We start from the raw sequence: 20,292 nt of genomic DNA, 5'->3' as shown, positions 1-20,292 counted from the left end.
TGTTACAGTTATTTACCAAACTTTAAATATGTATCAAAACCACAACATCTCGGAGAGTAATAAAGGAAATGAGTTAATCTCGAAACACATTCGAGATCGCAAACTTAAATTTAAAAACAAAATCCCCTCAATTTTAAAAAATGATTAACAAGCGAAATTCCCGCTCAATGACTGCTGAAATCCCCCTAAATAAGCAGCTTCACAGGCCAACTCACGCCAGCTGCGATATAAGGTATTGTTAGCATTTGCAAAACAAATAAATTACAATTTAAATACAAATCAGATTATAAAATCACCGCTTTCCAAATCGATTGCAAACAGGACAATATGCCTTTGATAAAACCCCAATCCCTCGCGTTTGCTTTCCTCCTCGGACTCGGTGGATTACTGGTCAATCTCGCGCCTATTCCATTATTTGCGACCCAGCAGGTCGTTATTGGCAATCTGTTCTTTGTGATCAGCGCGATTTTTCTTGGCCCCTGGTATGCCCTGCTCACCGCCATCATGTGCGCTATCGGACTCGATTTCGCCTGGGACAGTTGGCACATGTATCTATTCTTTCCGCTGGAAGCCCTCTTTCTGGGATTTGCCAGACGTAAAGAGATCTACGCCCTCTATGCCGATATGCTCTTCTGGGTGTTCCTGGGGATGCCGCTGTTTTATCTGTTTGCCAGTGTGAGCTTCGATCTTCCCGACAGCCACCTGATGTTTATTACCCTAAAGCAGGGAATTAATGGATTACTCTATTGCTCTTTAGGCTCAATTTTAGTGACCTTAACGCCACTAAAACTGCAATTTAAGGGTGGGCTAACCCATAAGATAGGTAAGAACTTCAATAAACAATTAACCTATACTTTTATTCAAATTCTGACCTTAGTGTTATTAACCTCGACACTGATTTTCAACGGCCATACCATTGCCCAGCAGCAGATAGAGGTTCAGCATAATCTGAAAGATTCTGCCTATTTCCTAGGGGAATCGACCCAGTCCTATATAGATAATCATGTGAAAGCCATAGATAACGCGGCTCGCTGGCTAAGCCTGACCGGTGCGAATTTAGTGGATTTGCAATCCCATTTATTCAGATTGCACCAAAATTACCCCTATTTTACCTCCCTGCTCATTATCGACAGCCAAGGGGAGAGCAGCGCCCACAGCCAACGTTCTCACTCAACCAACTCCAGTTCACAAGCTGAAAATGCAGCTATCGATGTTAGGCGGCGCCCCTATTTTCAACGTGCATTCGAGGAGCAGACCACCTATATCTCATCGGTATTTGAAGGTGAAGAGTTAAGCCCAACGCCAACGGTTGCCATCAGTGCACCTGTGTATGATGCAGACGACCATTCCACCCCGATAGGGATCATAGTCGGCTCATTGAATCTGAATAATTTCACCCAGATAGATATCCGCGACCCAGATCATAATCAAAGATCCATCGTCTTAGTCGATAGCAATAATAATGTTGTCTACGCCTCTAGCCCCCTTGGGATATCTACAATGACGCCTTTTACCGCCACGACTGAAGGCCTAAGGTATAAAACCAGTCTGGCGATGATGAACTTAAAGCAGCTAAACAGCACTACGCCTGAATTTGCCTATTACAAGTATCAACTTAAAAACGGTTGGAGCCTGTATGTGGTCATGCCCTTTTCCCCCCTTATCCGTCAAATCGAGCAGCAATATCTGATCACTTTTACCGTGCTTGTCTTTGCCTTTGCTACCACGATTTTCCTGATAAGCGCCGTCAGTCGCCGGCTGACCGAGCCACTGGAATTGATCGCACAGAAATTCAGCGATTGGGATATCTCTACCCGAGGTGAAATCTTAGTCGATGACTCCAGCCCGATTGAGATCCAAACCCTGGCCACTACGATTCAGCAGGGAAAACAGGCGCTGATAAGCCATCAACTCGAACTCGAGGAAAAAGTAGCCCTAAGAACCTTAGAGCTGAAAAATGCCAATGCCAAATTACAGTCGCTGGCAGAAAGGGATGAACTGACTCAACTTTATAATCGACGCTATACCGAGAGCCACTTCACCACCTTGCATGATATGTGTAAGCGTAATCATGCAGCATTGGCCTTTTGTATCCTGGATATCGACCATTTCAAGAGAGTGAATGACACTTTCGGCCATCAGGCGGGGGATAAAGTGCTTATCGCCTTAGGCGAAATGATGCGCAGTTTCTTTAAACGTAACACGGATCTGGTTTCCCGCTATGGCGGCGAGGAGTTTGTAATTGTTCTGCCCCAATGTCATGCTGAGGAGATCCAGTCGTTACTGGATCAATTCCGCCAAAAAGTGGCTAACACTGATGTTCAGGTGACGAAAGATAACACCACCCGCGTTACCGTCTGTATCGGCGCAGTGGTCAGCTATCCTGGCGAATATAATCAAGTTGATCATTGGTTTAAGATGGCAGACTTGAACTTATACAAAGCCAAGGCGGAAGGACGAAACCAAGTGATCACCACAGTGTTAACAGAGGAAAAGTCCCTACCCTAATCCTTTTCGGGTGAAGCGATAAACAGCTCCATTCTTTCGACCATATAGGGATAAAAGGGATTCCATTTCTGGCGCAAAATATCCGCGGCTGGCACACCAAGTACCCCCCGCTCGCCTCGGGTTGCCGCCGAGCCAATATTGACCCTAAAGCCAGGGATCCCACCGCTTGGGCCATAAAGCGGATCGGACTTAGGAAAAGGCAGTGCCACATGGGAAAGTGAATACACCCCATTAGGCCAGAAAAGGCCCAACTCTTCATGGGTAACATCGCCCTTAGATGAATAATGAACGGCTTCGACCTGGCGCTTTACCTGGGCATCGAGAGTGCGATTCTGAATTAAGGTCAGATCATATTTTACCGTCGAGATAAGTGGCTTCAAAGCGTCCATAGGATCGTTCACCACCAGTGACATATTGATATCATCACGGTTGATATCAAACAGCACTAACTCATCATCACTGCGCCCCAATGCCCGATAGAGTTTAATCAACACATCTGGGGTCGAAACCGTGTTATCGGCCACCGACTGAAACGTTAAGATGGGGGCTAAATCTGTCAGCTGCTCCGTCCAAATTGCAGCGAGGAGCTGTTGATTACGTTTCGCCAGTTGATAAACCACATCGCCGGCATTCACGGCAAACGAGTTATATTTAAAGGGATCATATTCGGTTTGAATCGCATTCCAGTTCAGTTTCTCTAATCCCAGCACCAAACCTAACTCATTTTGCCATTTTGCCGCGGCGGCAACCGGGGTTAACCCTATGGCCGGAGAGATAAAAATCATCCTCTGATAAGCCTGTGGTCTGTGCTGGACTAAGGCTTCGAGCTCATGATTCAAGGCCAGGGCCGCGCCCGTTGAAAACGCCATCACATAAATGGGCTTATCCGGTAAGGCTTGCTGCAAGTGCCTGGTCGCCAAAGCAACGGCTGATGCCATATCTCGCCAGGAAAGAGACACTAAGGAAGATGGCAAAGTGCCGTGACCAGGTAAACGCAGCCCAAGCACATGGGCCGATGGCGCAAAATGCTTGGCCAAATGGGACATGGAGTAAGGTGAATCTGACATCCCATGCAACAGGAGTAAAGCGTACTCAGCCTGAGGATTGGGCCACTCGAAACTGCGATTCCAGTTTTGTGGCCACTTAGCCGGATCCGAGTAACTGCCCCGCACATAACGGTTTAACGGTTGATGAATAAGATTTTGTGTTTGCTGATAAATCTTCAAATGCATCTCATCAAACAGCTTATCTTCTAACATGAGATACTGCTCAAAACTGGTCAGTGGCAGATTGCGATGGTACTCCTGCTTGAGCATACTCGTATGCCAGGGCGAGAGTTCGGGTCTGTTGTTTAACAGCCAAATCCCAGCCACAACTACTGCGACCACTATACCTAGCAGGCCGTACAAAAGCGCTAAAGCGAGCTGTTTAGAGGAGCTGAGTAACAAGGTTTTCATCTATCCCTATCGCCTGATTGGCTATCCGTTGAGTTAGTCTATGGTTTTTCATCCATTATAGAGGTTTAAATTATATCTATTTATTAACATAACGCTGCTTCAGGGTTAAACTCTTATCTCCTATAGCCTATCTCCTCTCATTTACCGCTACCGATATGAACCTGTCTATTGCGCACCTTGGCCCCTTAGCGGCTCCCTATTGTTTTTATCTGCCCAATCCCCCTCAACTCCCCGAAAAATATAATCACCGGCTTATGACTAGCAATCATGCGGTTAAAAAAGATGCGGTTACCCATTCTGAGATGATTAATGCTGAGATGATTAATGCTGAGAGTACGAGCGGTGCAGTTAAGAGAGATGCAGTTAAGAGCTATGAAATTAAGAGCGGTGAGCTGAATATTGATGAAATCATTGCGTTAAATGGCAATCACTGGCGCAAAATATTGGTGATTATGGCCAAGATCTGCTCGCCTAATGATAATTGGAGATCCTATCTACCTAGGCTGCTAACGCAAAATGAGCTTATCCGGTTCAATGCCACTCAATTACACCCAGGCGCAACCCACCATTTTGTCTGCGGACAGCGGAGCGCCCAAAATCTAGGATTAACCCCGCTAACAACACCACAAAGCTTCGAGCACCAAACCGAAGGAAACCGCCATATCTATCGCCTCCCCTATCTCGATTATCGCCAGTGCCCGAATAGCCTGATCGATGAGCTCAAAAAGCAGATTTAAACGAAAGCGAGGCAAAGTGCTTTATCCAGTTGAATTGACCACCAAGTGAAGTGGCATATAGGCCGACTCAACTGGATACAAGCATCAGGAATTAAAGACCCATTATTAGGCTAAATTGGCTTTAAAAAACTCGGTTAGTTTATCGAATGGAATGATATCCATCTGATCATATAAGTCAGTGTGGCTGGCACCAGGGATGATCATTAACTCTTTAGGTTGATTCGCCGCCTCAAAAGCCGTTTCACTAAAATATCGAGAATGCGCTTTTTCACCGTGTACCAACAAAATAGGACGTGGCGAAATTTCTGAAATGTAACTCAAAATCGGCATATTCATGAATGAAGTAGGTGTAGTTAACGACCATGCTGAATTTGAATTAATCGCTCTTGGATGAAAACCACGTTCGCTCGATTTATAGTAATCGGCATATTCCACCACAAATTGTGGTTCGCCGCCTTTTAACTCTAGCGACACAGGTCCATACACAGGCTCACCCTTTTCGGCATCCGCCCAACGTTGTTGGCTTAGTTGCTCAAGAGCTTGTGTGCGTTGTTCTAAGGTAACACTGTCATTGTAACCTTTTGAATATAAACGCGTCATATCGTACATGGTACTCGCCACAACGGCCTTAATACGCTTGTCTACTGCTGCGGCGTTTAACACCATGCCACCCCAGCCACAAATGCCAATGGCACCGATACGCTCGCGATCCACATTTGGCAGCAAGCCTATAAAATCCACTGCTGCACTAAAGTCTTCCGTATTGATATCAGGTGAAGCGATATTACGTGGCTCCCCACTACTTTCACCCGTATAGGATGGATCGAAAGCCAAGGTAACAAAACCACGTTCAGCCATGGTTTGTGCGTACAGGCCAGAAGACTGCTCTTTAACCGCACCAAAAGGACCACTCAAGACGATAGCAGACAGTTTACCTTCAGCATTTTTAGGTTGGTATAGATCAGCCGCTAATGTAATGCCATAACGATTTTTAAAACTAACCTTCTTGTGATTGACCTTATCGCTCTTGGCAAATGTCTTATCCCAAGCCGAATCTAATGTTAACGATGAATCAGCAGAAACCCTTGTCGAAAGCGAGCCAACGCCTAATGCAGCAATAGCGACTCCGGCTTTTTTAATCACATCTCGACGACTAGCATCAGATATTGTCTTTTCAGCTAAAGGAGCAGTAACTGTATCTTGTTTATTCATGGAAAATTCCTAATGTAAAGTGATTAACTAGAACTAAGTTCAATACTGAAACAGCTTTGACCTTACTATGCCGACGGCTTCAACTCATTGTTTCCAATGGGTGTTGATAAGATGTCGACCTAATACATAGGGAAAAGCCCGATGCATTAATCCATGAATAGATTATGTCAAAAGGTGTACTGCGGCCGTTAGATTAATACTCTCACTTTATTGCCTAATAATCCGGCTTATTAGCAAAACGAACAATACAGAATGATTAAGACAAAGGCCTTAACCATTGACATGGTTAAGGCCTTTTACCTATTAAGATTGGCTATTTAAGGGCTGTAAAATCAATTGCAATTGATATTCTTGCTGCTTACTTGGCAGTAAGCGGTAGGGTTCATAGGGTGTAGATCCCCAGGTATTATCACCACCCACGCCTCGCTGACGTAAATCAATGATCAGTTCAGTTAATGGACGTGGTTTGATATCGGTCGAGTGGCGATTTGCACCAATTTTCGGATAATCAAAATCGGCGATAGTATTGTGGTGCGCCGTAAAATCAAACTTTGGCTCACCGACAAGTTTCAAGCCTACCCCGGCAGCATTGGTGATCTCCAGCCAACGGGTGTCGCTGCGGTTCCCATTCTCCTGAGGGCGAATATAAGGGGTGTAAAAGTCTGTCACACGGGACTGATAGATACCTAAATCAGCAGCACTCTTACGATCTTGATAGTTCTCCCAAGGACCACGGCCATACCAAGTGACCGACTCAAACCCCTCAGGTAACTGCATCTTTAAACCAAACCTAGGCATCTCAGGTAATGACTTCTCCAATTTAGCGATATAGTTGATCGCAACACTGGCATCCTTACCCACCAGATATTCTATGGTGGCATTACTATTTAACGTTGGGAAATGCAGGGTAAAATCAATTTTTGCTTTACCATCTGCCTTATCAACATCCACCGCTATCACTTGTGCTTTTTCAGGGGCATCTTTGTAAAATGCCGCCGACTTCTCCCACAAACGGTTGCCATTATCTTTATCTGTCATTGCACGCCAGAAGTTAGGGAATAAGCCTTCTTTTATCAGCTCTGTGCCATCAATGCGGTAACTTGATAGACGCCCTGTTCCTTTATCAAATGCAACGCTGTTTTTCCCAGAAGACACTTGAATAACATTATTCGCTTGTGTGACTTTCAGATCATCTGCATCAGCCAATACCTCTTGGGTCTGCTTAGGCTGGAGAATAAATTGCTCTGTTGCTACCGGATGACCTTGTGGAATAATCCCCTCTTGCTCATTCAGTAAAAACTTAAGATCAAGCAGATACTCATGGCCAGGTTGCTTCACATAACGACCTGCAACATCGAGTGAGATCTCAGCTTCTTGTTGCGGTGCAGTATTCATCTTAGCGAGTTCACCACTAGCAACCACTTTACCATCTTCCAATAAAGACCAGACAGGTTGGACATAACTTAGGTCACGGAAGAAATTACGGTTGATAACGCGGTATTTGCCATTTTCCAGTTGCTCTACATGAATATTTTGATAAACCTTATTCACTTCATAGAGCACGGGATGGGGAACGCGATCGGCACCAATCAGACCATTTGCCAAGTAATTGTTGGCATTTCTTACCCCTTCTGGCTCAAAATCGCCACCATAGGCCAAGTAGGTTTCACCTTTGTCATTGGTCTGATAAAGGCCTTGATCGACCCAGTCCCAAATACTGCCCCCCTGAAACTGAGGATGCTCATACACGAAGTCCCAGAGTTCTTTTAGGTTACCGCCGCTATTGCCCATGGTATGAGCATACTCAACCCAAATAAATGGCGTGTCAGGGTATTTGCCAAGATACTTATCGCTGATCTCTTCACGATTGGCGTACATCCAGCCGACCACATCGGTCATTTTCTCTTTGTACCAATCGGCACGGGTTTCATATTGAACGATGCGATTATCATCCAGTTCTTTAGCGAGTAAATACGCCGCACGAATATTGGGACCTGGACCAATTTCATTACCTAAAGACCAAGAAATAATCGAAGCATGGTTTTTATCGCGCTCAATCATGCCATGGACACGATCAAGAATAGCGGCTTTGAATTGAGGATCGTTACCTAAGCCATCTTGCTCAAACTCATAGCCATGGGACTCAACGTTAGCTTCATCGATAACGTACAAACCATACTGATCGCAAAGTTGATACCAGTAAGGATCATTAGGATAATGGGAGGCTCTGACCGTATTGATATTATTAAGCTTCATCAGCTCAATATCTTTGAGCATGCCTTCGCGGCTCACCACTTGACCAGTGGCAGGCTCATGTTCGTGACGGTTTACCCCTTTGATGATGATGGGCTGCCCGTTGACCTTAAGTAAACCGTTTTCAATTTTGACATTCTTGAAGCCAATCGGTTGACGTACCACCTGCTCTTCTTGACCAGGGATGCTTAAGGTCAGGATTAAGTCATATAATTTCGGCACCTCAGCTGACCAAGGCGTGACATTGGCAAATTGCTGATTAAATGTCGCCTGCGCTTTTTGATTGCCAGCGACTTCAAGCTCACTCTGTTCTTGCCAAAGCAGTTGCTCTCCATCGAACATCTGAGCTGTGAGGGTCGCCTTAGCAGGTTCGGTGAGCGTGTTCTCAATATCGACATCCAGCGCCAGCGAGCCATCTTTAAAGTCGTTGATTAACTTAGTTTTAGCATGGAAGTCCCACAATTGTGTTTTAGGCACCACTTGTAAAAACACATCACGCTGAATACCACTGATGCGCCACATATCCTGATCTTCTAGATAGCTGCCATCACTCCAGCGATACACCTCTACCGCGACACTGTTGTTACCGGCTTTAACCAGAGAGGTAATATCAAATTCTGCAGGCAGCTTGCCATCTTGGCTATAACCCACCTTCTGACCATTGACCCAAACATAAAACGCCGATCTCACCGCGCCAAAATGTAAAATAATGCGCTTATCTTGCCATTTTTCATCGACGGTAAAGTCTCTTCTATATGAGCCGACAGGATTGTACTCAGGGGCAAAAGGCTTATTTTTGGGGAACCCATACCCATGATTCACATAAATGGGATAATCATAACCTTGTAACTGCCAATTGGAGGGAACTGGCGTGAGTGGCCACTTGGAGACATCGAAATTCTCTGCATAGAAATCTGTCGGGCGAAGCGATGGCTTCTCAACAAAATTAAAATGCCACTCTCCATTTAACGAATGGTAATGACTCGAGCCTCTGTCATCACCGGCAAGTGCCGCTTGTTTATCAGGGTATGAAGCGAAGAAAGCGCGATCGGGTAACGAACCAATATCGAAAACGGCCGGATTCTCCCAATCATGCACACTGCTTGCTTGCTGTTTTTGCAAGTTGGCTTCATTGACCTCTCCGGATTGGCACCCAGATAAAAGTAAGCAGGCAATAGCCGCTGCAATAGGTTTTAGGTGTTGACCATTCATCTTTACCACAACAGGTTCCTTATCATGTTTGTAATGGGTATGGCACTATTGAAGTGGTAATCAATCACAACATCCTTTCCCCACAGAAGATGTTCATAACGCACTCCTAATAAGACTGAAATGCCGCCCCCTTTTTTACCAATGTTAATACAATACTACTATTGTTAGCGTTGTAGATTCAATCATCGTTTTCTCATTCCTAACAATTGCTTGTTTTGATTTATCAACACCTTTAAACCCTCGGAATATTAGGCAAGAAAATGACAGGATTGGTACTTCAGCTTCAGACAGGAACAAACATAATATTCATATAATTGATACGCCCCATATGCGATTAGGCTGATACGCTTTATCGCACCTTGAGACAAAGTCTTATTATTTTTTACTGTTCTAGCTGCAAGTTAAACCCGCCAAATTTTGTCAATTTATGGTTCATACTGAATCACCAATAAATTAATAAGTGGCTTGGGTTTATTCCTAAATCCTATCAACCAGCACTCTCAACCTGCAGTGCTTGCGAGTGTTTTGTATGAGGAACAAGAAATGAGTACCAACGAATCTCCAACCGCGAACATGCAAGTGATCCGCTCTGAAGATATGAAAGCTGTCAAAGGCCCGAGCGATTGGTTCACCGGCGATGTCTACATCAGCACACTCTTTAATGCGCCAGCTCCCTGCCGTGTGGGTATGGCAGTGGTTAACTTTGAGACAGGTGCTCGTACCCATTGGCACAGCCACCCACTAGGACAGATCCTACTTGTCACCCAGGGCAAAGGTTGGACCCAGTGCGAAGGCGGCCCGAAAACCGAAATCCGTCCAGGCGATCTAATTTGGTGTAATTGCGGCCGTAAGCATTGGCATGGCGCCACCGACGGATCAAGCATGCAGCATGTGGCGATTCAAGAAGCCTTAGATGGAAAAGCCGTTGACTGGTTTGAACCTGTATCGGATCAAGATTATCTCGCATCAGAAGTCAAAACAGATTAAATCTGCAGCAAGATATCAACACAAAAAAGGCGAACTTAGGTTCGCCTTTTTGCATAAAACAGCTGACTAATTATCTATTTAGGCATTAACGGATACTTTAGGTGAGAATTGTATTCTAGATGAAGCTCCTATCGCGATACTGGCGGCGATAATCCCCAGAACCACATAGCCCACACAGATTTCAAAGACGCTAAAGCTTGTGGCAGCAAGACTGGCAACCATGCCAGGAAATACTGCGCCAGAATAGGAAACCACAAATACCGTGGATAACAGTCCTGCACGATACTCGATATCTATACCGTGAAGTAACACTTTTAAACACGCAGTCGTTGCAATACCTTGAGCTACACCGACAAGTAAACTTGCGACAAAAAATAGCACCAACCAAGCCTGCTCAAGGGCAATTAGAATCAAAATAGCAGAGGCAATATACAGCCCCATGCCTAACCTTACCGCGAAAGTTGAAGCCATATTGCTGGTTATATAGCCGCCCAGCGGCGTCAATATCATCACAGATGAGAAAGCCAGGGCCGACACAATTGCACTGCGGGTTCCAAGTTGCTCAGCAACAATTGAGGGGCCAAAAGCTTGGTAAAAAGCGCCCAATGACCAAGTGGCAATAACGCAGCAAGCCATAATTAAAAAAGCCCATAAACGCTCCTTAGGCAGATAAAGATTTGGCCATAAAGCCGCTAGCCCCCCAGACTTACGTTTGATGGTTTCTGGAGAGAAAAACACTAGCAGCAGACAAGCGAGTAAAAAACTCAACAATAGGATGAATATCAACACTCTTGGCCAAGGCCCCCAACTCACCAATGCCCCGCTAGTGATCGCCCCACTTGAGATCCCAATCATGGGTGAAGTACTTGTCACTGCAGCGACTAGCCATCCCGGTTTACCTTCAGACAGATCGACAACATAAGCACCGATACTGCTGGTCGCGATACCGCAAGCCAGACCTTGCAAAACTCGAGCAACAAATAACACGGGAACACTGTGCATTTGGGTAAGCAAAAGACAGGAAACAATAACACACAGCAAAGCGATGATCGCCATAGGCTTACGGCCAATGAAGTTAGACAAACGACCAAACATTAATAGTGCAATCGCCGCTGCGATAAAGTACCCCAAGGAGACAAGACCTAAATCACTGTTCGATAAGCCATTCTCAAGTCGATAGGTATTAAATAGCGAGATAGGTGCGCCAGAGGTGGCAAAGACCAGTATAAAAGCCAATGAGGCAATAAAAAAGGAATGATGAACCGATAATCTCATAACAGCCTATCTCAATATAGGGTGTAAATAACCAGAGCAAGTAACACTATGTCGCACTGACTAAGGCTCAACAGGCGCTATTAATACTTCAACGTCTCCTGCAGTCGACAACAAAGAGATATCACCACTCAAACGACCTAAGGTGATCAAGCCAGCAGCATAACCAAAATCCCGGTAAAAAATGGCTAAATTCCCCCAAGGCGCATAATAAGTAATATCACCTATTTTGCCCGCAGTACCTGCCGGTGCATCGGCCTTAGTTAATTTACGCGCTAAATAGGCTATTTTTTCTGTACTGGCGTAATCCTTCAGAGGCAACCGCAACGGCAACATACTGTAAAAGTCTTTTGCTGTGGGGTTATTAGCTAACGTTGCAAATAGTTGCTGGCCATTAATTGTCAAACTCACCTTCATGGTCGATACCTTAGCTTGAGCCGCTGTTTGATGAACACTTTTAGCCGACTGCATTACTTTTTTTCGTACTGGGCCTTAGTCACAGGCTCCAGCCACTTAACCACACTGCCTTCTTTGGCTTCCTGAATCGCAATGTGTGTCATGGCTGTTGTCGAGGTCGCACCATGCCAGTGACGGACATTAGCAGGAATTTTGACCACATCGCCAGGATGAATTTCAAGCCTTGTTTCGCCTTCTTGTTTCACCCAGCCCATGCCTGAAGTGACTATTAAGGTTTGCCCCACGGGATGGGTATGCCAATTGGTGCGACTGCCTGGCTCAAACGTCACAGTTGCACCAGCTGCGCGCTCTTCCCCTTTTGCAGCAAACAAGGGCTCAACACGAACATCACCCGTAAAATAGGGTTCAAGCCCCGTCATAGGTAGCTGAGAGCCGTTCTTAGCCACAGTAATCTTTGTTGGCTGTGCCTCTTGTGCTTGGATATAACCCGTCATAAAAATAAGCAAAGTCACAGATGCTAGCCTGATGGATGATAGGGACATTTCTTTCACTCCAAAAATGGTTAACGAAACATAGTAGATTCTCTAATCTAACTTTAGGCTTTTATAAAAGTAACCCATAGTTCATTACTGGGAGATGATTGCCCAATCGTCCGGCTTAGCATAATGGAAGCTTAAAGGTTAACGATCGCAGAAAGTTAATGATCGCAAAAAGTCAGGGTGCATCGACTGCGGCTTATAAAGTGGGTTACCAAAACCCATCCCAGTTCTCCAGGGAATACTCAAAGCTATTTGGGGATTCGCCTAAAAGAGATGTGCTCAATCATTGGCAGTAAATCGTTTTACCCTTTTGTATTTAAACAGCTTTTACAAAGCAAAAAAAAGCACCCTTTAGCCACTGTTACAACTAAAAGGTGCAATTGCAAAATCTTCAGTAAAGGTCTTCAGACCTGGCGCCTGTTATTGAATATAAGCGCCACCACATACAGGTTGATAGGTAGCAGTAATATGACCACTGGCTTCACTGACTAAATAGCGAACCGTATTGGCAACATCTTCAGGGGTGGCGATTTTCTGCGTAGGCGTATGCATTCTGATCATCTCTTTAAATTCTTCAGGTGCATCTTTGGTCGCATCGGTTTCCACTAAGCCCGGCGCTACAATATTTGAAGTAATGCCATAAGGCCCAAGCTCTTGAGCCAGATACTTACTGAAGCTGTCTAATGCACCTTTAGCACTCCCATGGGCAATAAAACTCGGAGCAGGTACCTCAGATAAGGTACTAGAAATAAACACTAAACGGCCATACTGCTTCCGCTTCATACTTTCTGCAGCAAGTTTGGTGGTTTGATAAGCCGCATGCATTTCGTCATTGAGTTTTTGTGAAAACTCTTCCCATGTCTGCTCCATAAATGGCTTAGGCGTAAAATTCATGTTGGCATTTGACACTAAGATATCGACGCCGCCATGTTCATTCGAAATGCTATCAAACATCGCTTGGATCTGAGTATCGTCTCTCACATCGGCCTGAATCGTATAGGCTTCTCCACCAGCGGCTTGGATCTCCTTCGCAAGCTCGGCAGCCACTGAGGCACTATTGACGTAATTGATAAAAACACGAAAACCATCTGCTGCTAATGCTTTTGCGGTCGCAGCGCCAATGCCTCGCGCCCCACCTGTTATTAATGCATTACGTTTCGACATCTAACGACTCCTATTTTAATTGGTTTAATACGGCACCACCGAGGCAGTAGCCGACCTAATGTTATTGGTTAAGCTTTCTCAAATTGGTGATCACATCAGCCAAATGCTGCCGACTTCGCTCAAGAGCCAATAAGCTCTGATCTTGCTGAGCATCCACTAACACCGAACTGGCGATCTCTGCACAAGTTTCGACAACCGATAAAGATTGCTCCGTTAACGCAACCAACTTACTTCGGCTATCGGTATCTGAGCGCGTCCTTTGTATCCATCCACGGTTTTCAAGGCTCGCAATGGAACGGCTGACACTGGATTTTTCCAAGTACAACAACTCACAGATTTGATTCTGCGAAAGCTCTCCTTGATTTTGCAGCAATAAAATAACTCCCCATTGCTCTGCGGTGATCTCTATACCCGCCTGTCTAAAGCGTGTCGTTAATAAGCGATTAAATAATCGGCTTGCTAATCCGGTTAGGTGACCTAGAGATTGATGGTGGTTATATTGAGGCATACGTTATCAAGTGATCTGAACAAGATATTAGTTGTATACACAACCTTTATGTTAGATGTCAATTAAATCTTGTTGCTATGATTCTATTTCAACCCCATCATCTTCCACACTCTGTCGGTAAAAATGAACTATCCTGCAAGAGTGTAGGCAAGAAAGCAGGCAAGAAAAATAGAGAAGCATGTTACTGATTTAACTTAAGATTAGTCATTACGTTTTCTGTTGAACATAGAAGATCAAGGAATGAATCAGCTGCAGGAATAGTATATTGATAACGGCATACTGTTCTACACCAGAGTAAGGGAAAGCCGCGAGTGATGAAACCGAACATCCTCATGGTTATCGATGCCATAAAGTGGTGCAAACGGGAGCACGCTTCTCTTCTCGCCGCTGTACCTGCGGTACAACAAGGACTCAGATTACTTTAGTTACCTAGGATATTGAAATAAAAAAAGCAGTGAATTTAGATTTCACTGCCTTTTCATTGATAATGCAGGACATTTAATGTCTATTTCAATCGCATTATCAAGATTTAATCATAGATAGTCGGTATAGATTGACGCTTATGTTGCGTCGCATTATAGATGGCGATCAAACGCTTCTCGACTGCGGCGTCGACCGCTTTGCCTTCGAGAAAATCATCTATCTGATCATAGGTCAGTCCGAGCGCAACTTCATCTTCTAGCTGAGGTTGATCGCACTCGAGATCCGCCGTTGGCGTCTTATTGACTAGGATGTCTGGCGCGCCTAAGGCGGCGGCCAACTTACGCACCTGACGCTTGCTTAGACCAAACAGAGGCGCCAAATCACAGGCGCCATCGCCCCACTTGGTGTAAAAGCCGGTAATGTTTTCGGCGCTATGGTCTGTCCCTACCACTAAACCACCGGTTAAACCTGCGATCTCATATTGGGCAATCATACGCATTCTGGCTTTCACATTGCCTTTGACAAAATCGACACTGCTATGGGGGTGGGAGATCACACCGGCTGCTTCTAATCCAATAAGAGTCTGATGATGAACGCCCTCAACGCCTTCGCCAATGTTCACAGTCACCAACTTGCTGGGCTCAATAAACTGGCAGGCTAACTGCGCCTCATCTTCATCTTTTTGCACCTTAAAAGGCAGTCGAACGGCGATAAACTGGTAACTATTATCATCACTTTCCTGATTAAGCTCGTTCACAGCGAGTTGACACAGACGCCCGGCCAGGGAGGAGTCGACCCCGCCACTGATCCCTAATACTAAACTTGTCGCTTTGGCTTCTTTTAGTTTGGCTTTAATAAAAGCAATACGTCTTTGCACCTCGTAATCTACTTCAATGACAGGTTGCACCTTCATTTCGCGTATGATCTGTCCTTTCACAAGTCCGACTCCGGTTAAAATAGCTGTGAGCATAATATTCGCGCCCCATTATGAGCTAATTAATTACAGAATTCACTCTCCATACCTCAAAGAATGGCGATTATTTACCTGATCTCACCGAAAGATTAATTGCTGGTCAGCACCAAGCTAACTGGCTACACTGACTGACTCGGTAACAGGATTAGCTACCGCTTTTTAATGACTTAACACGATAAAAGACAATGGCACTCGACTATCAACTCTTACTCTCTCTGGCAGTTATCCACACTCTGGCACTTGCCAGCCCAGGCCCTGATTTTGTGCTTGTGGTTAAACTCGCAAGTCAGGAGCGGCGCCAGACGGCTTTGGCCTGCGCCCTGGGACTCGCAGTTGCCATCACAATGCACACCATATTGAGTCTGACAGGGGTCAGCCTTGTGATCAAAAGCTCACCCAACCTCTATTTGGCTGTGCAGTTGATGGGAGCAAGTTACCTTGCCTGGATGGGATATGGTGCAATAAAAAGTGGGATTGCACACTGGCGTCAGCAGCAGGCGCTGGCGGTAGACGTCAGCCCATCACAAGGACTGAGCAGCTTGCAGGGATTCATTCAGGGGATGTCAACCAATCTGCTCAACCCTAAAGCCCTGGTGTTTTTTATCACCCTGTTCTCCAGTTTGATCACCCCACAAGTCAGCATCACCACTAAAGTTGCCATCACTGCGCTGTTATTCAGTCTGTCGCTTATCTGGTTCAGCCTCATCGCCCTGGTACTGTCTAAACCTAGCGTGCAGCAGAAACTACAAAGGGCAACGCCCGCAATCAATCTGCTCACGGGCGCCCTGTTTATCAGTGTGACCTTAGTGATTATCAGCCGGCTGATTTAGATTTTAGTTAATCAGCCTGCAAAATATAATCCAAGGCACTGGTCACTGCGGCCACCTGCGCCAAGATACAGTTCTCATCATCCACCGAGGGGCTGTCTGGATACACCTCAGTCGTGGTGTTAAAGCTAGCATCACTGAAACCTGTGCATAGGCCCAGCTGCTTGGTCGGATAATTGATCACCCCAAACTGAGTAATAGACGCGCCTATCAGACACTTATCTTCATCGGCCGGCGCAATGTGAGTCACTTTGGCAACGGCGTCGATAATGGCCGCCTGCATCTCATCACAAGGGTTTTCACTGTCACCCACCAGATAAAAGCCATCGGGAATATCCCAATTTTTATGGGGCACGGCATCGCGGGCCGCCAAGGCCGGACGAAACTCGCTGTTATCTGTATCAGTGGTTTCGTGCAGATCTATGTGGGCCAGCAGTTTTACATTGAGTTTGGCAACCAAACTCATCAAGGCCGCCGATTCCGCTGCCGGACTTTGGGGCACGAATGAGCGGTTAGGATCGATGGCCAAGGGATTCCAGCGATTAATGGTTTCATATCCCCAGGGGCTGACACACGGTGCGATCAGCAGATTAAACTGCTCGCTGTATTGCGCTGCCGCGGTTTGTGCAAACCTCAGCGCTCCTTGAACGCCGCTGGTCTCATAACCATGCACACCGCCAGTAACCAGGACTGTCGGCTTGTTCTCACTCCAGTTACGGCTTTTAAGGGCATAAAGGGGATACTGCCCCTCAGAATAATTAAGCTCACCGTATTGGCTTACTTCTAAACTGTCAGGCATCGACTCTATCTTACTCACCACCTCTTGCTGATAAGATCGTTTTTTCTGCTGCGCCTGGCGCCACTGGGCTTTTTCTTGATCGCCCCACTTCTGACCGGGCGTTCCTATGGCATACACTTTCGCTGAGCTCATACATAGTCCTAAAAGATTGATCAAAACTGCTGCCAAACTAACAGATCGCGGCGCAGATCACGAGTCAGATGCTTGCTTGAACGACAAGGGCTGAGGCTCAGACATGGCAAGGCTCCCTTACAGATAGGCAGCAAGCAGATTCTTTGGTAGGATCGCCGCCAAGGAGACTCAATGAAAATTTTTACTTATCAGCCCCCTGCCATTCCCTGGCTCGATATCCGCTATCAAGACAGAGACATAGTGGTGATCAATAAGCCTTCGGGTTTGTTATCCAATCCCGGTCGCGCCGAAAATACCCACGATTGTGCCCTCAATCGTCTGCTGCAATTCATCCCAGAGGCCATCTTGTTGCACCGCCTCGATTGCGCGACGTCTGGGCTGATGGTGTTTGCCTTAAATAAAAAGGCCGAGTCCAATATAAAGACCCAATTTCAAAATCGCCAGACTGAGAAATACTATGTGGCGCTTGTGGACGGCATCATTGAGCAGGATGAAGGTAAGATAAGCTTGGCGATGAAGGCAGATAAAGCCGAACCGCCGCTGCAGATGATCGCAGACGATGGCAAGAGTTCCACCACTTATTTTGAAGTATTAGAGAGACGAGCAAACAGCACGCTGGTCAAACTCAACCCCATTACGGGCCGTACTCACCAGCTGCGCCTGCATATGAAGGCCATAGGTCATACTATTCTTGGTGATGATTTTTATGGCGATGAGCGAATCATCAAGGCATCGACACGTTTGTGCCTGCATGCCCAGCACTTGACTATCACTCATCCCTTCAGCCAAAAAACCATAGGGTTTTACAGCAAACATCCCTTTTAATCGCGACTGTCGCCGCAAGCCATCTGGTTATGCGGCGATGGGTTTAGCCGTATAAAAGCACTCTTCACTGTTACAAAACTGCAAATCATGCTCTTTGGTCAGCAAGAAATAATCGCCAAACAGATTGCCGCGCAGATCTTCGAGTCTCAATCCAGCGTCTGTCTCTTTGGTCTTTAATTCATCCAGACTATGGCAACCGTCGTTAAACCAGGTCTCGATAAACAGCTTATCATCCTGCCGATAGAGGGTAATTCTATCACCCATGGCGCAGCGGTCATCGACCCAGTGCCCCACAATTTGACGTCCCGCTCTGTCACTTTGTTGCCAGTTTAGCCGCTTACGCTTTTCAACCACTGGCATTTCAAAGACTTGCAATAATGAGTGCTCATCATCTACACAGGTTTCGTCTAACATCAATTTGAGTTTAGAGTTCATAATTATCTAACATCTCCCTGTCGACAAATTTGCCGCACAGTCAAAAGATAGACCCTAAGCCAATCATTTAACAATAATTACGCTTTTTCATCGGCGAAAATTGTATCTGATATATAAAATAAAAACGCGATCCAAGTCACTTTTGATGCAAACTCAATCTGGCTTTAACGCTCAAATTAGGCCGCTCGATTTGCTAAAAATGTGCAGCGAATTTAGAGAAGGTAATTTAGAGAAGAGAGTAGCGACCAGGGCATAAAAAATCCGGCGAGCAAGCTCGCCGGATCTTAGAAGACATAACTTAAGGAAAACTATGCTTGCTCTTGGTTTTGTGCACGCTCCGCCGCTTCACAGGCTGATGCGGTGAAAACAACGTCGGTTGAACTGTTCAGTGCTGTTTCGGCGCTGTCTTGGATCACACCGATAATAAAGCCAACCGCGACCACCTGCATCGCCACATCATTGCTGATGCCAAACAGACTACAAGCCAGCGGAATAAGCAGTAAAGAACCACCCGCAACGCCTGATGCACCACAGGCTGACACGGCAGCAACAATACTGAGCAAAATGGCGGTCAGAATATCCACCTGTATCCCTAAGGTATTCACTGCCGCCAGAGTCAACACGGTAATAGTGATCGCCGCGCCGCCCATGTTAATGGTGGCCCCTAAAGGAATCGACACTGAATAAGTATCTTCATGCAGCTTCAGTTTTTCACACAGCGTCATGTTAACCGGAATATTAGCGGCACTCGAACGGGTGAAGAAGGCAGTAACACCACTCTCTCGCAGGCAAGTAAAGACTAATGGATAAGGGTTGCGTCTGATTTTATACCAAACAATCAGCGGATTAACCACCAGGGCGATGATCAACATAGAACCTAGCAATACCGCCAGCAACTGGGCATAACCAGCAATGGCCGAAAAACCTGTCATGGCAAAGGTGTTTGCCACTAAGCCGAAGATACCAATAGGCGCAAGACGAATAATGAAACGCACGATTTGTGATACGCCATGGCTGATATCGGCAAATACATGCTTAGTGATGTCACCGGCATGATGCAGCGCAATCCCCAGACCGATACTCCAGGCCAGAATCCCGATGTAGTTAGCTGTCATCAGCGCATTGACTGGGTTATCGACTATCTTAAACAGCAGGGTATTGATCACCTCAGCTATGCCATCGGGTGGCGTCGTCCCGGTTGCCGCGTTAACCAGCACCAGAGTGGTGGGGAACAGGAAGCTCATCACCACAGCCGTCACAGCCGCCGCAAAGGTGCCGATGAGATACAGGACTATGATGGGACGCATGTTGGTTTTAGCGTTTTTCTTTTGATTAGCAATGGACGCCGCTACCAAGACAAAGACTAAGATAGGCGCAATGGCCTTAAGCGCACCGACAAACAAGTCGCCTAAAAATGCCACGCTTTGTGCCGCTGAACTAGAAAAAGTCGCCAGCAGGATCCCGCCGATTATCCCCAGAATAATTTGTAGAACAAGACTGCCATCTAACAGTCTGGCAGCGAAAGAACTTTGTTGATTCATTGATTGACCTATTGCTTTAATAGTTAAATTTGACGCTAATTTCAGCGCTATGCTGCGCTTGTTTTTATATA

17 protein-coding genes are annotated in these 20,292 nt (G+C 45.9%); 5 read left to right on the top strand and 12 right to left on the bottom strand.

Features of this window, described 5'->3' with window-relative positions; genetic code table 11:
* The first annotated feature begins 327 nt into the window (after nt 1–327).
* Nucleotides 328–2,508, top strand: coding sequence for a sensor domain-containing diguanylate cyclase (locus tag LZP69_RS09860; protein ID WP_234200240.1), 2,181 nt, complete (start codon nt 328–330; stop codon nt 2,506–2,508).
* Here LZP69_RS09860 and LZP69_RS09855 read toward each other — a convergent pair.
* Nucleotides 2,505–3,965: an alpha/beta hydrolase gene (locus LZP69_RS09855; RefSeq protein ID WP_234200236.1), complete on the bottom strand. Its 1,461-nt coding sequence runs from the start codon at nt 3,963–3,965 to the stop codon at nt 2,505–2,507. The two genes, LZP69_RS09860 and LZP69_RS09855, sit on opposite strands and share 4 nt — an antisense overlap.
* 155 nt (nt 3,966–4,120) lie before the next feature.
* On the opposite strand from LZP69_RS09855, the gene LZP69_RS09850 reads away from it, so the two are divergent.
* Nucleotides 4,121–4,702, top strand: a complete 582-nt coding sequence (locus LZP69_RS09850) for a DUF6942 family protein (RefSeq protein ID WP_234200235.1) — start codon at nt 4,121–4,123, stop codon at nt 4,700–4,702.
* A 105-nt stretch (nt 4,703–4,807) separates the two neighbouring features.
* Here LZP69_RS09850 and LZP69_RS09845 read toward each other — a convergent pair whose 3' ends face one another.
* Together LZP69_RS09845 and LZP69_RS09840 are read right to left on the bottom strand one after the other, a co-directional pair.
* The gene (locus tag LZP69_RS09845; RefSeq protein WP_234200232.1) at nt 4,808–5,914 is read right to left on the bottom strand and encodes an alpha/beta hydrolase; all 1,107 of its coding nucleotides are present in this window, start codon (nt 5,912–5,914) and stop codon (nt 4,808–4,810) included.
* A 303-nt stretch (nt 5,915–6,217) separates the two neighbouring features.
* The gene (locus LZP69_RS09840) at nt 6,218–9,379 is read right to left on the bottom strand and encodes a glycoside hydrolase family 2 TIM barrel-domain containing protein (RefSeq protein ID WP_234200561.1); all 3,162 of its coding nucleotides are present in this window, start codon (nt 9,377–9,379) and stop codon (nt 6,218–6,220) included.
* Between the two features lie 543 nt (nt 9,380–9,922).
* On the opposite strand from LZP69_RS09840, the gene LZP69_RS09835 reads away from it, so the two are divergent.
* Complete coding sequence (locus tag LZP69_RS09835) at nt 9,923–10,366, top strand: (R)-mandelonitrile lyase (protein WP_234200230.1); 444 nt, start codon at nt 9,923–9,925, stop codon at nt 10,364–10,366.
* Nucleotides 10,367–10,444: 78 nt separating this feature from the next.
* Here the strand turns inward: LZP69_RS09835 and LZP69_RS09830 are convergent, their stop codons facing one another.
* The 6 genes from LZP69_RS09830 to nadE form a co-directional block, all read right to left on the bottom strand.
* Nucleotides 10,445–11,641, bottom strand: coding sequence for an MFS transporter (locus LZP69_RS09830; RefSeq protein ID WP_234200228.1), 1,197 nt, complete (start codon nt 11,639–11,641; stop codon nt 10,445–10,447).
* A 60-nt stretch (nt 11,642–11,701) separates the two neighbouring features.
* Nucleotides 11,702–12,109, bottom strand: a complete 408-nt coding sequence (locus LZP69_RS09825) for a cyclophilin-like fold protein (protein WP_234200226.1) — start codon at nt 12,107–12,109, stop codon at nt 11,702–11,704.
* Nucleotides 12,109–12,597 (bottom strand): (R)-mandelonitrile lyase, encoded by a 489-nt coding sequence (locus LZP69_RS09820; protein WP_234200224.1) that lies wholly within the window; start codon nt 12,595–12,597, stop codon nt 12,109–12,111. The genes LZP69_RS09825 and LZP69_RS09820 overlap by 1 nt, the downstream gene beginning before the upstream one ends.
* Before the next feature lie 417 nt (nt 12,598–13,014).
* Nucleotides 13,015–13,758: an SDR family NAD(P)-dependent oxidoreductase gene (locus tag LZP69_RS09815; RefSeq protein WP_234200221.1), complete on the bottom strand. Its 744-nt coding sequence runs from the start codon at nt 13,756–13,758 to the stop codon at nt 13,015–13,017.
* A gap of 61 nt (nt 13,759–13,819) precedes the next feature.
* On the bottom strand, nt 13,820–14,266 hold the full coding sequence (locus LZP69_RS09810) for a MarR family winged helix-turn-helix transcriptional regulator (protein ID WP_234200219.1): 447 nt from the start codon (nt 14,264–14,266) through the stop codon (nt 13,820–13,822).
* A gap of 529 nt (nt 14,267–14,795) precedes the next feature.
* A complete protein-coding gene (gene nadE / locus LZP69_RS09805; RefSeq protein WP_326490261.1) occupies nt 14,796–15,626 on the bottom strand; it encodes an ammonia-dependent NAD(+) synthetase in 831 nt (276 codons plus the stop codon).
* Nucleotides 15,627–15,847: 221 nt separating this feature from the next.
* Here nadE and LZP69_RS09800 point away from each other — a divergent pair, with 221 nt between their 5' ends.
* A complete protein-coding gene (locus tag LZP69_RS09800; protein WP_234200215.1) occupies nt 15,848–16,492 on the top strand; it encodes a LysE family translocator in 645 nt (214 codons plus the stop codon).
* Between the two features lie 7 nt (nt 16,493–16,499).
* On the opposite strand, the gene LZP69_RS09795 is transcribed toward LZP69_RS09800, so the two are convergent.
* Nucleotides 16,500–17,420, bottom strand: coding sequence for a M14 family metallopeptidase (locus tag LZP69_RS09795; protein WP_234200213.1), 921 nt, complete (start codon nt 17,418–17,420; stop codon nt 16,500–16,502).
* Nucleotides 17,421–17,591: 171 nt separating this feature from the next.
* Between LZP69_RS09795 and LZP69_RS09790 the strand changes: the two genes are divergently transcribed.
* Nucleotides 17,592–18,245 (top strand): RluA family pseudouridine synthase, encoded by a 654-nt coding sequence (locus LZP69_RS09790; protein ID WP_234200212.1) that lies wholly within the window; start codon nt 17,592–17,594, stop codon nt 18,243–18,245.
* A 27-nt stretch (nt 18,246–18,272) separates the two neighbouring features.
* On the opposite strand, the gene LZP69_RS09785 is transcribed toward LZP69_RS09790, so the two are convergent.
* Together LZP69_RS09785 and sstT are read right to left on the bottom strand one after the other, a co-directional pair.
* Nucleotides 18,273–18,680 (bottom strand): hypothetical protein, encoded by a 408-nt coding sequence (locus LZP69_RS09785; RefSeq protein ID WP_234200210.1) that lies wholly within the window; start codon nt 18,678–18,680, stop codon nt 18,273–18,275.
* Nucleotides 18,681–18,988: 308 nt separating this feature from the next.
* Nucleotides 18,989–20,221 (bottom strand): serine/threonine transporter SstT, encoded by a 1,233-nt coding sequence (gene sstT, locus LZP69_RS09780; protein ID WP_234200208.1) that lies wholly within the window; start codon nt 20,219–20,221, stop codon nt 18,989–18,991.
* Between the last annotated feature and the right edge of the window lie 71 nt (nt 20,222–20,292).

This window comes from Shewanella sp. AS1 (genome assembly GCF_021412565.1).
In the GTDB taxonomy this organism is placed as follows: Bacteria; Pseudomonadota; Gammaproteobacteria; order Enterobacterales; family Shewanellaceae; genus Shewanella.
Note: the sequence above shows the minus strand (reverse complement) of the source record. Positions and strands in the feature narration are given on the sequence as shown.

What these genes read in the sequence shown, in the direction of transcription:
- LZP69_RS09785 (WP_234200210.1), bottom strand. Translation starts at nt 18,680, where the DNA reads ATGAACTCTAAACTCAAATTGATGTTAGACGAAACCTGTGTAGATGAT.
- LZP69_RS09790 (WP_234200212.1), top strand. Translation starts at nt 17,592, where the DNA reads ATGAAAATTTTTACTTATCAGCCCCCTGCCATTCCCTGGCTCGATATC.
- LZP69_RS09800 (WP_234200215.1), top strand. Translation starts at nt 15,848, where the DNA reads ATGGCACTCGACTATCAACTCTTACTCTCTCTGGCAGTTATCCACACT.
- LZP69_RS09825 (WP_234200226.1), bottom strand. Translation starts at nt 12,109, where the DNA reads ATGCAGTCGGCTAAAAGTGTTCATCAAACAGCGGCTCAAGCTAAGGTA.
- LZP69_RS09830 (WP_234200228.1), bottom strand. Translation starts at nt 11,641, where the DNA reads ATGAGATTATCGGTTCATCATTCCTTTTTTATTGCCTCATTGGCTTTT.
- LZP69_RS09810 (WP_234200219.1), bottom strand. Translation starts at nt 14,266, where the DNA reads ATGCCTCAATATAACCACCATCAATCTCTAGGTCACCTAACCGGATTA.
- LZP69_RS09860 (WP_234200240.1), top strand. Translation starts at nt 328, where the DNA reads ATGCCTTTGATAAAACCCCAATCCCTCGCGTTTGCTTTCCTCCTCGGA.
- sstT (WP_234200208.1), bottom strand. Translation starts at nt 20,221, where the DNA reads ATGAATCAACAAAGTTCTTTCGCTGCCAGACTGTTAGATGGCAGTCTT.
- LZP69_RS09815 (WP_234200221.1), bottom strand. Translation starts at nt 13,758, where the DNA reads ATGTCGAAACGTAATGCATTAATAACAGGTGGGGCGCGAGGCATTGGC.
- LZP69_RS09850 (WP_234200235.1), top strand. Translation starts at nt 4,121, where the DNA reads ATGAACCTGTCTATTGCGCACCTTGGCCCCTTAGCGGCTCCCTATTGT.
- LZP69_RS09840 (WP_234200561.1), bottom strand. Translation starts at nt 9,379, where the DNA reads ATGAATGGTCAACACCTAAAACCTATTGCAGCGGCTATTGCCTGCTTA.
- LZP69_RS09835 (WP_234200230.1), top strand. Translation starts at nt 9,923, where the DNA reads ATGAGTACCAACGAATCTCCAACCGCGAACATGCAAGTGATCCGCTCT.
- LZP69_RS09795 (WP_234200213.1), bottom strand. Translation starts at nt 17,420, where the DNA reads ATGAGCTCAGCGAAAGTGTATGCCATAGGAACGCCCGGTCAGAAGTGG.
- LZP69_RS09845 (WP_234200232.1), bottom strand. Translation starts at nt 5,914, where the DNA reads ATGAATAAACAAGATACAGTTACTGCTCCTTTAGCTGAAAAGACAATA.
- LZP69_RS09820 (WP_234200224.1), bottom strand. Translation starts at nt 12,597, where the DNA reads ATGTCCCTATCATCCATCAGGCTAGCATCTGTGACTTTGCTTATTTTT.
- LZP69_RS09855 (WP_234200236.1), bottom strand. Translation starts at nt 3,965, where the DNA reads ATGAAAACCTTGTTACTCAGCTCCTCTAAACAGCTCGCTTTAGCGCTT.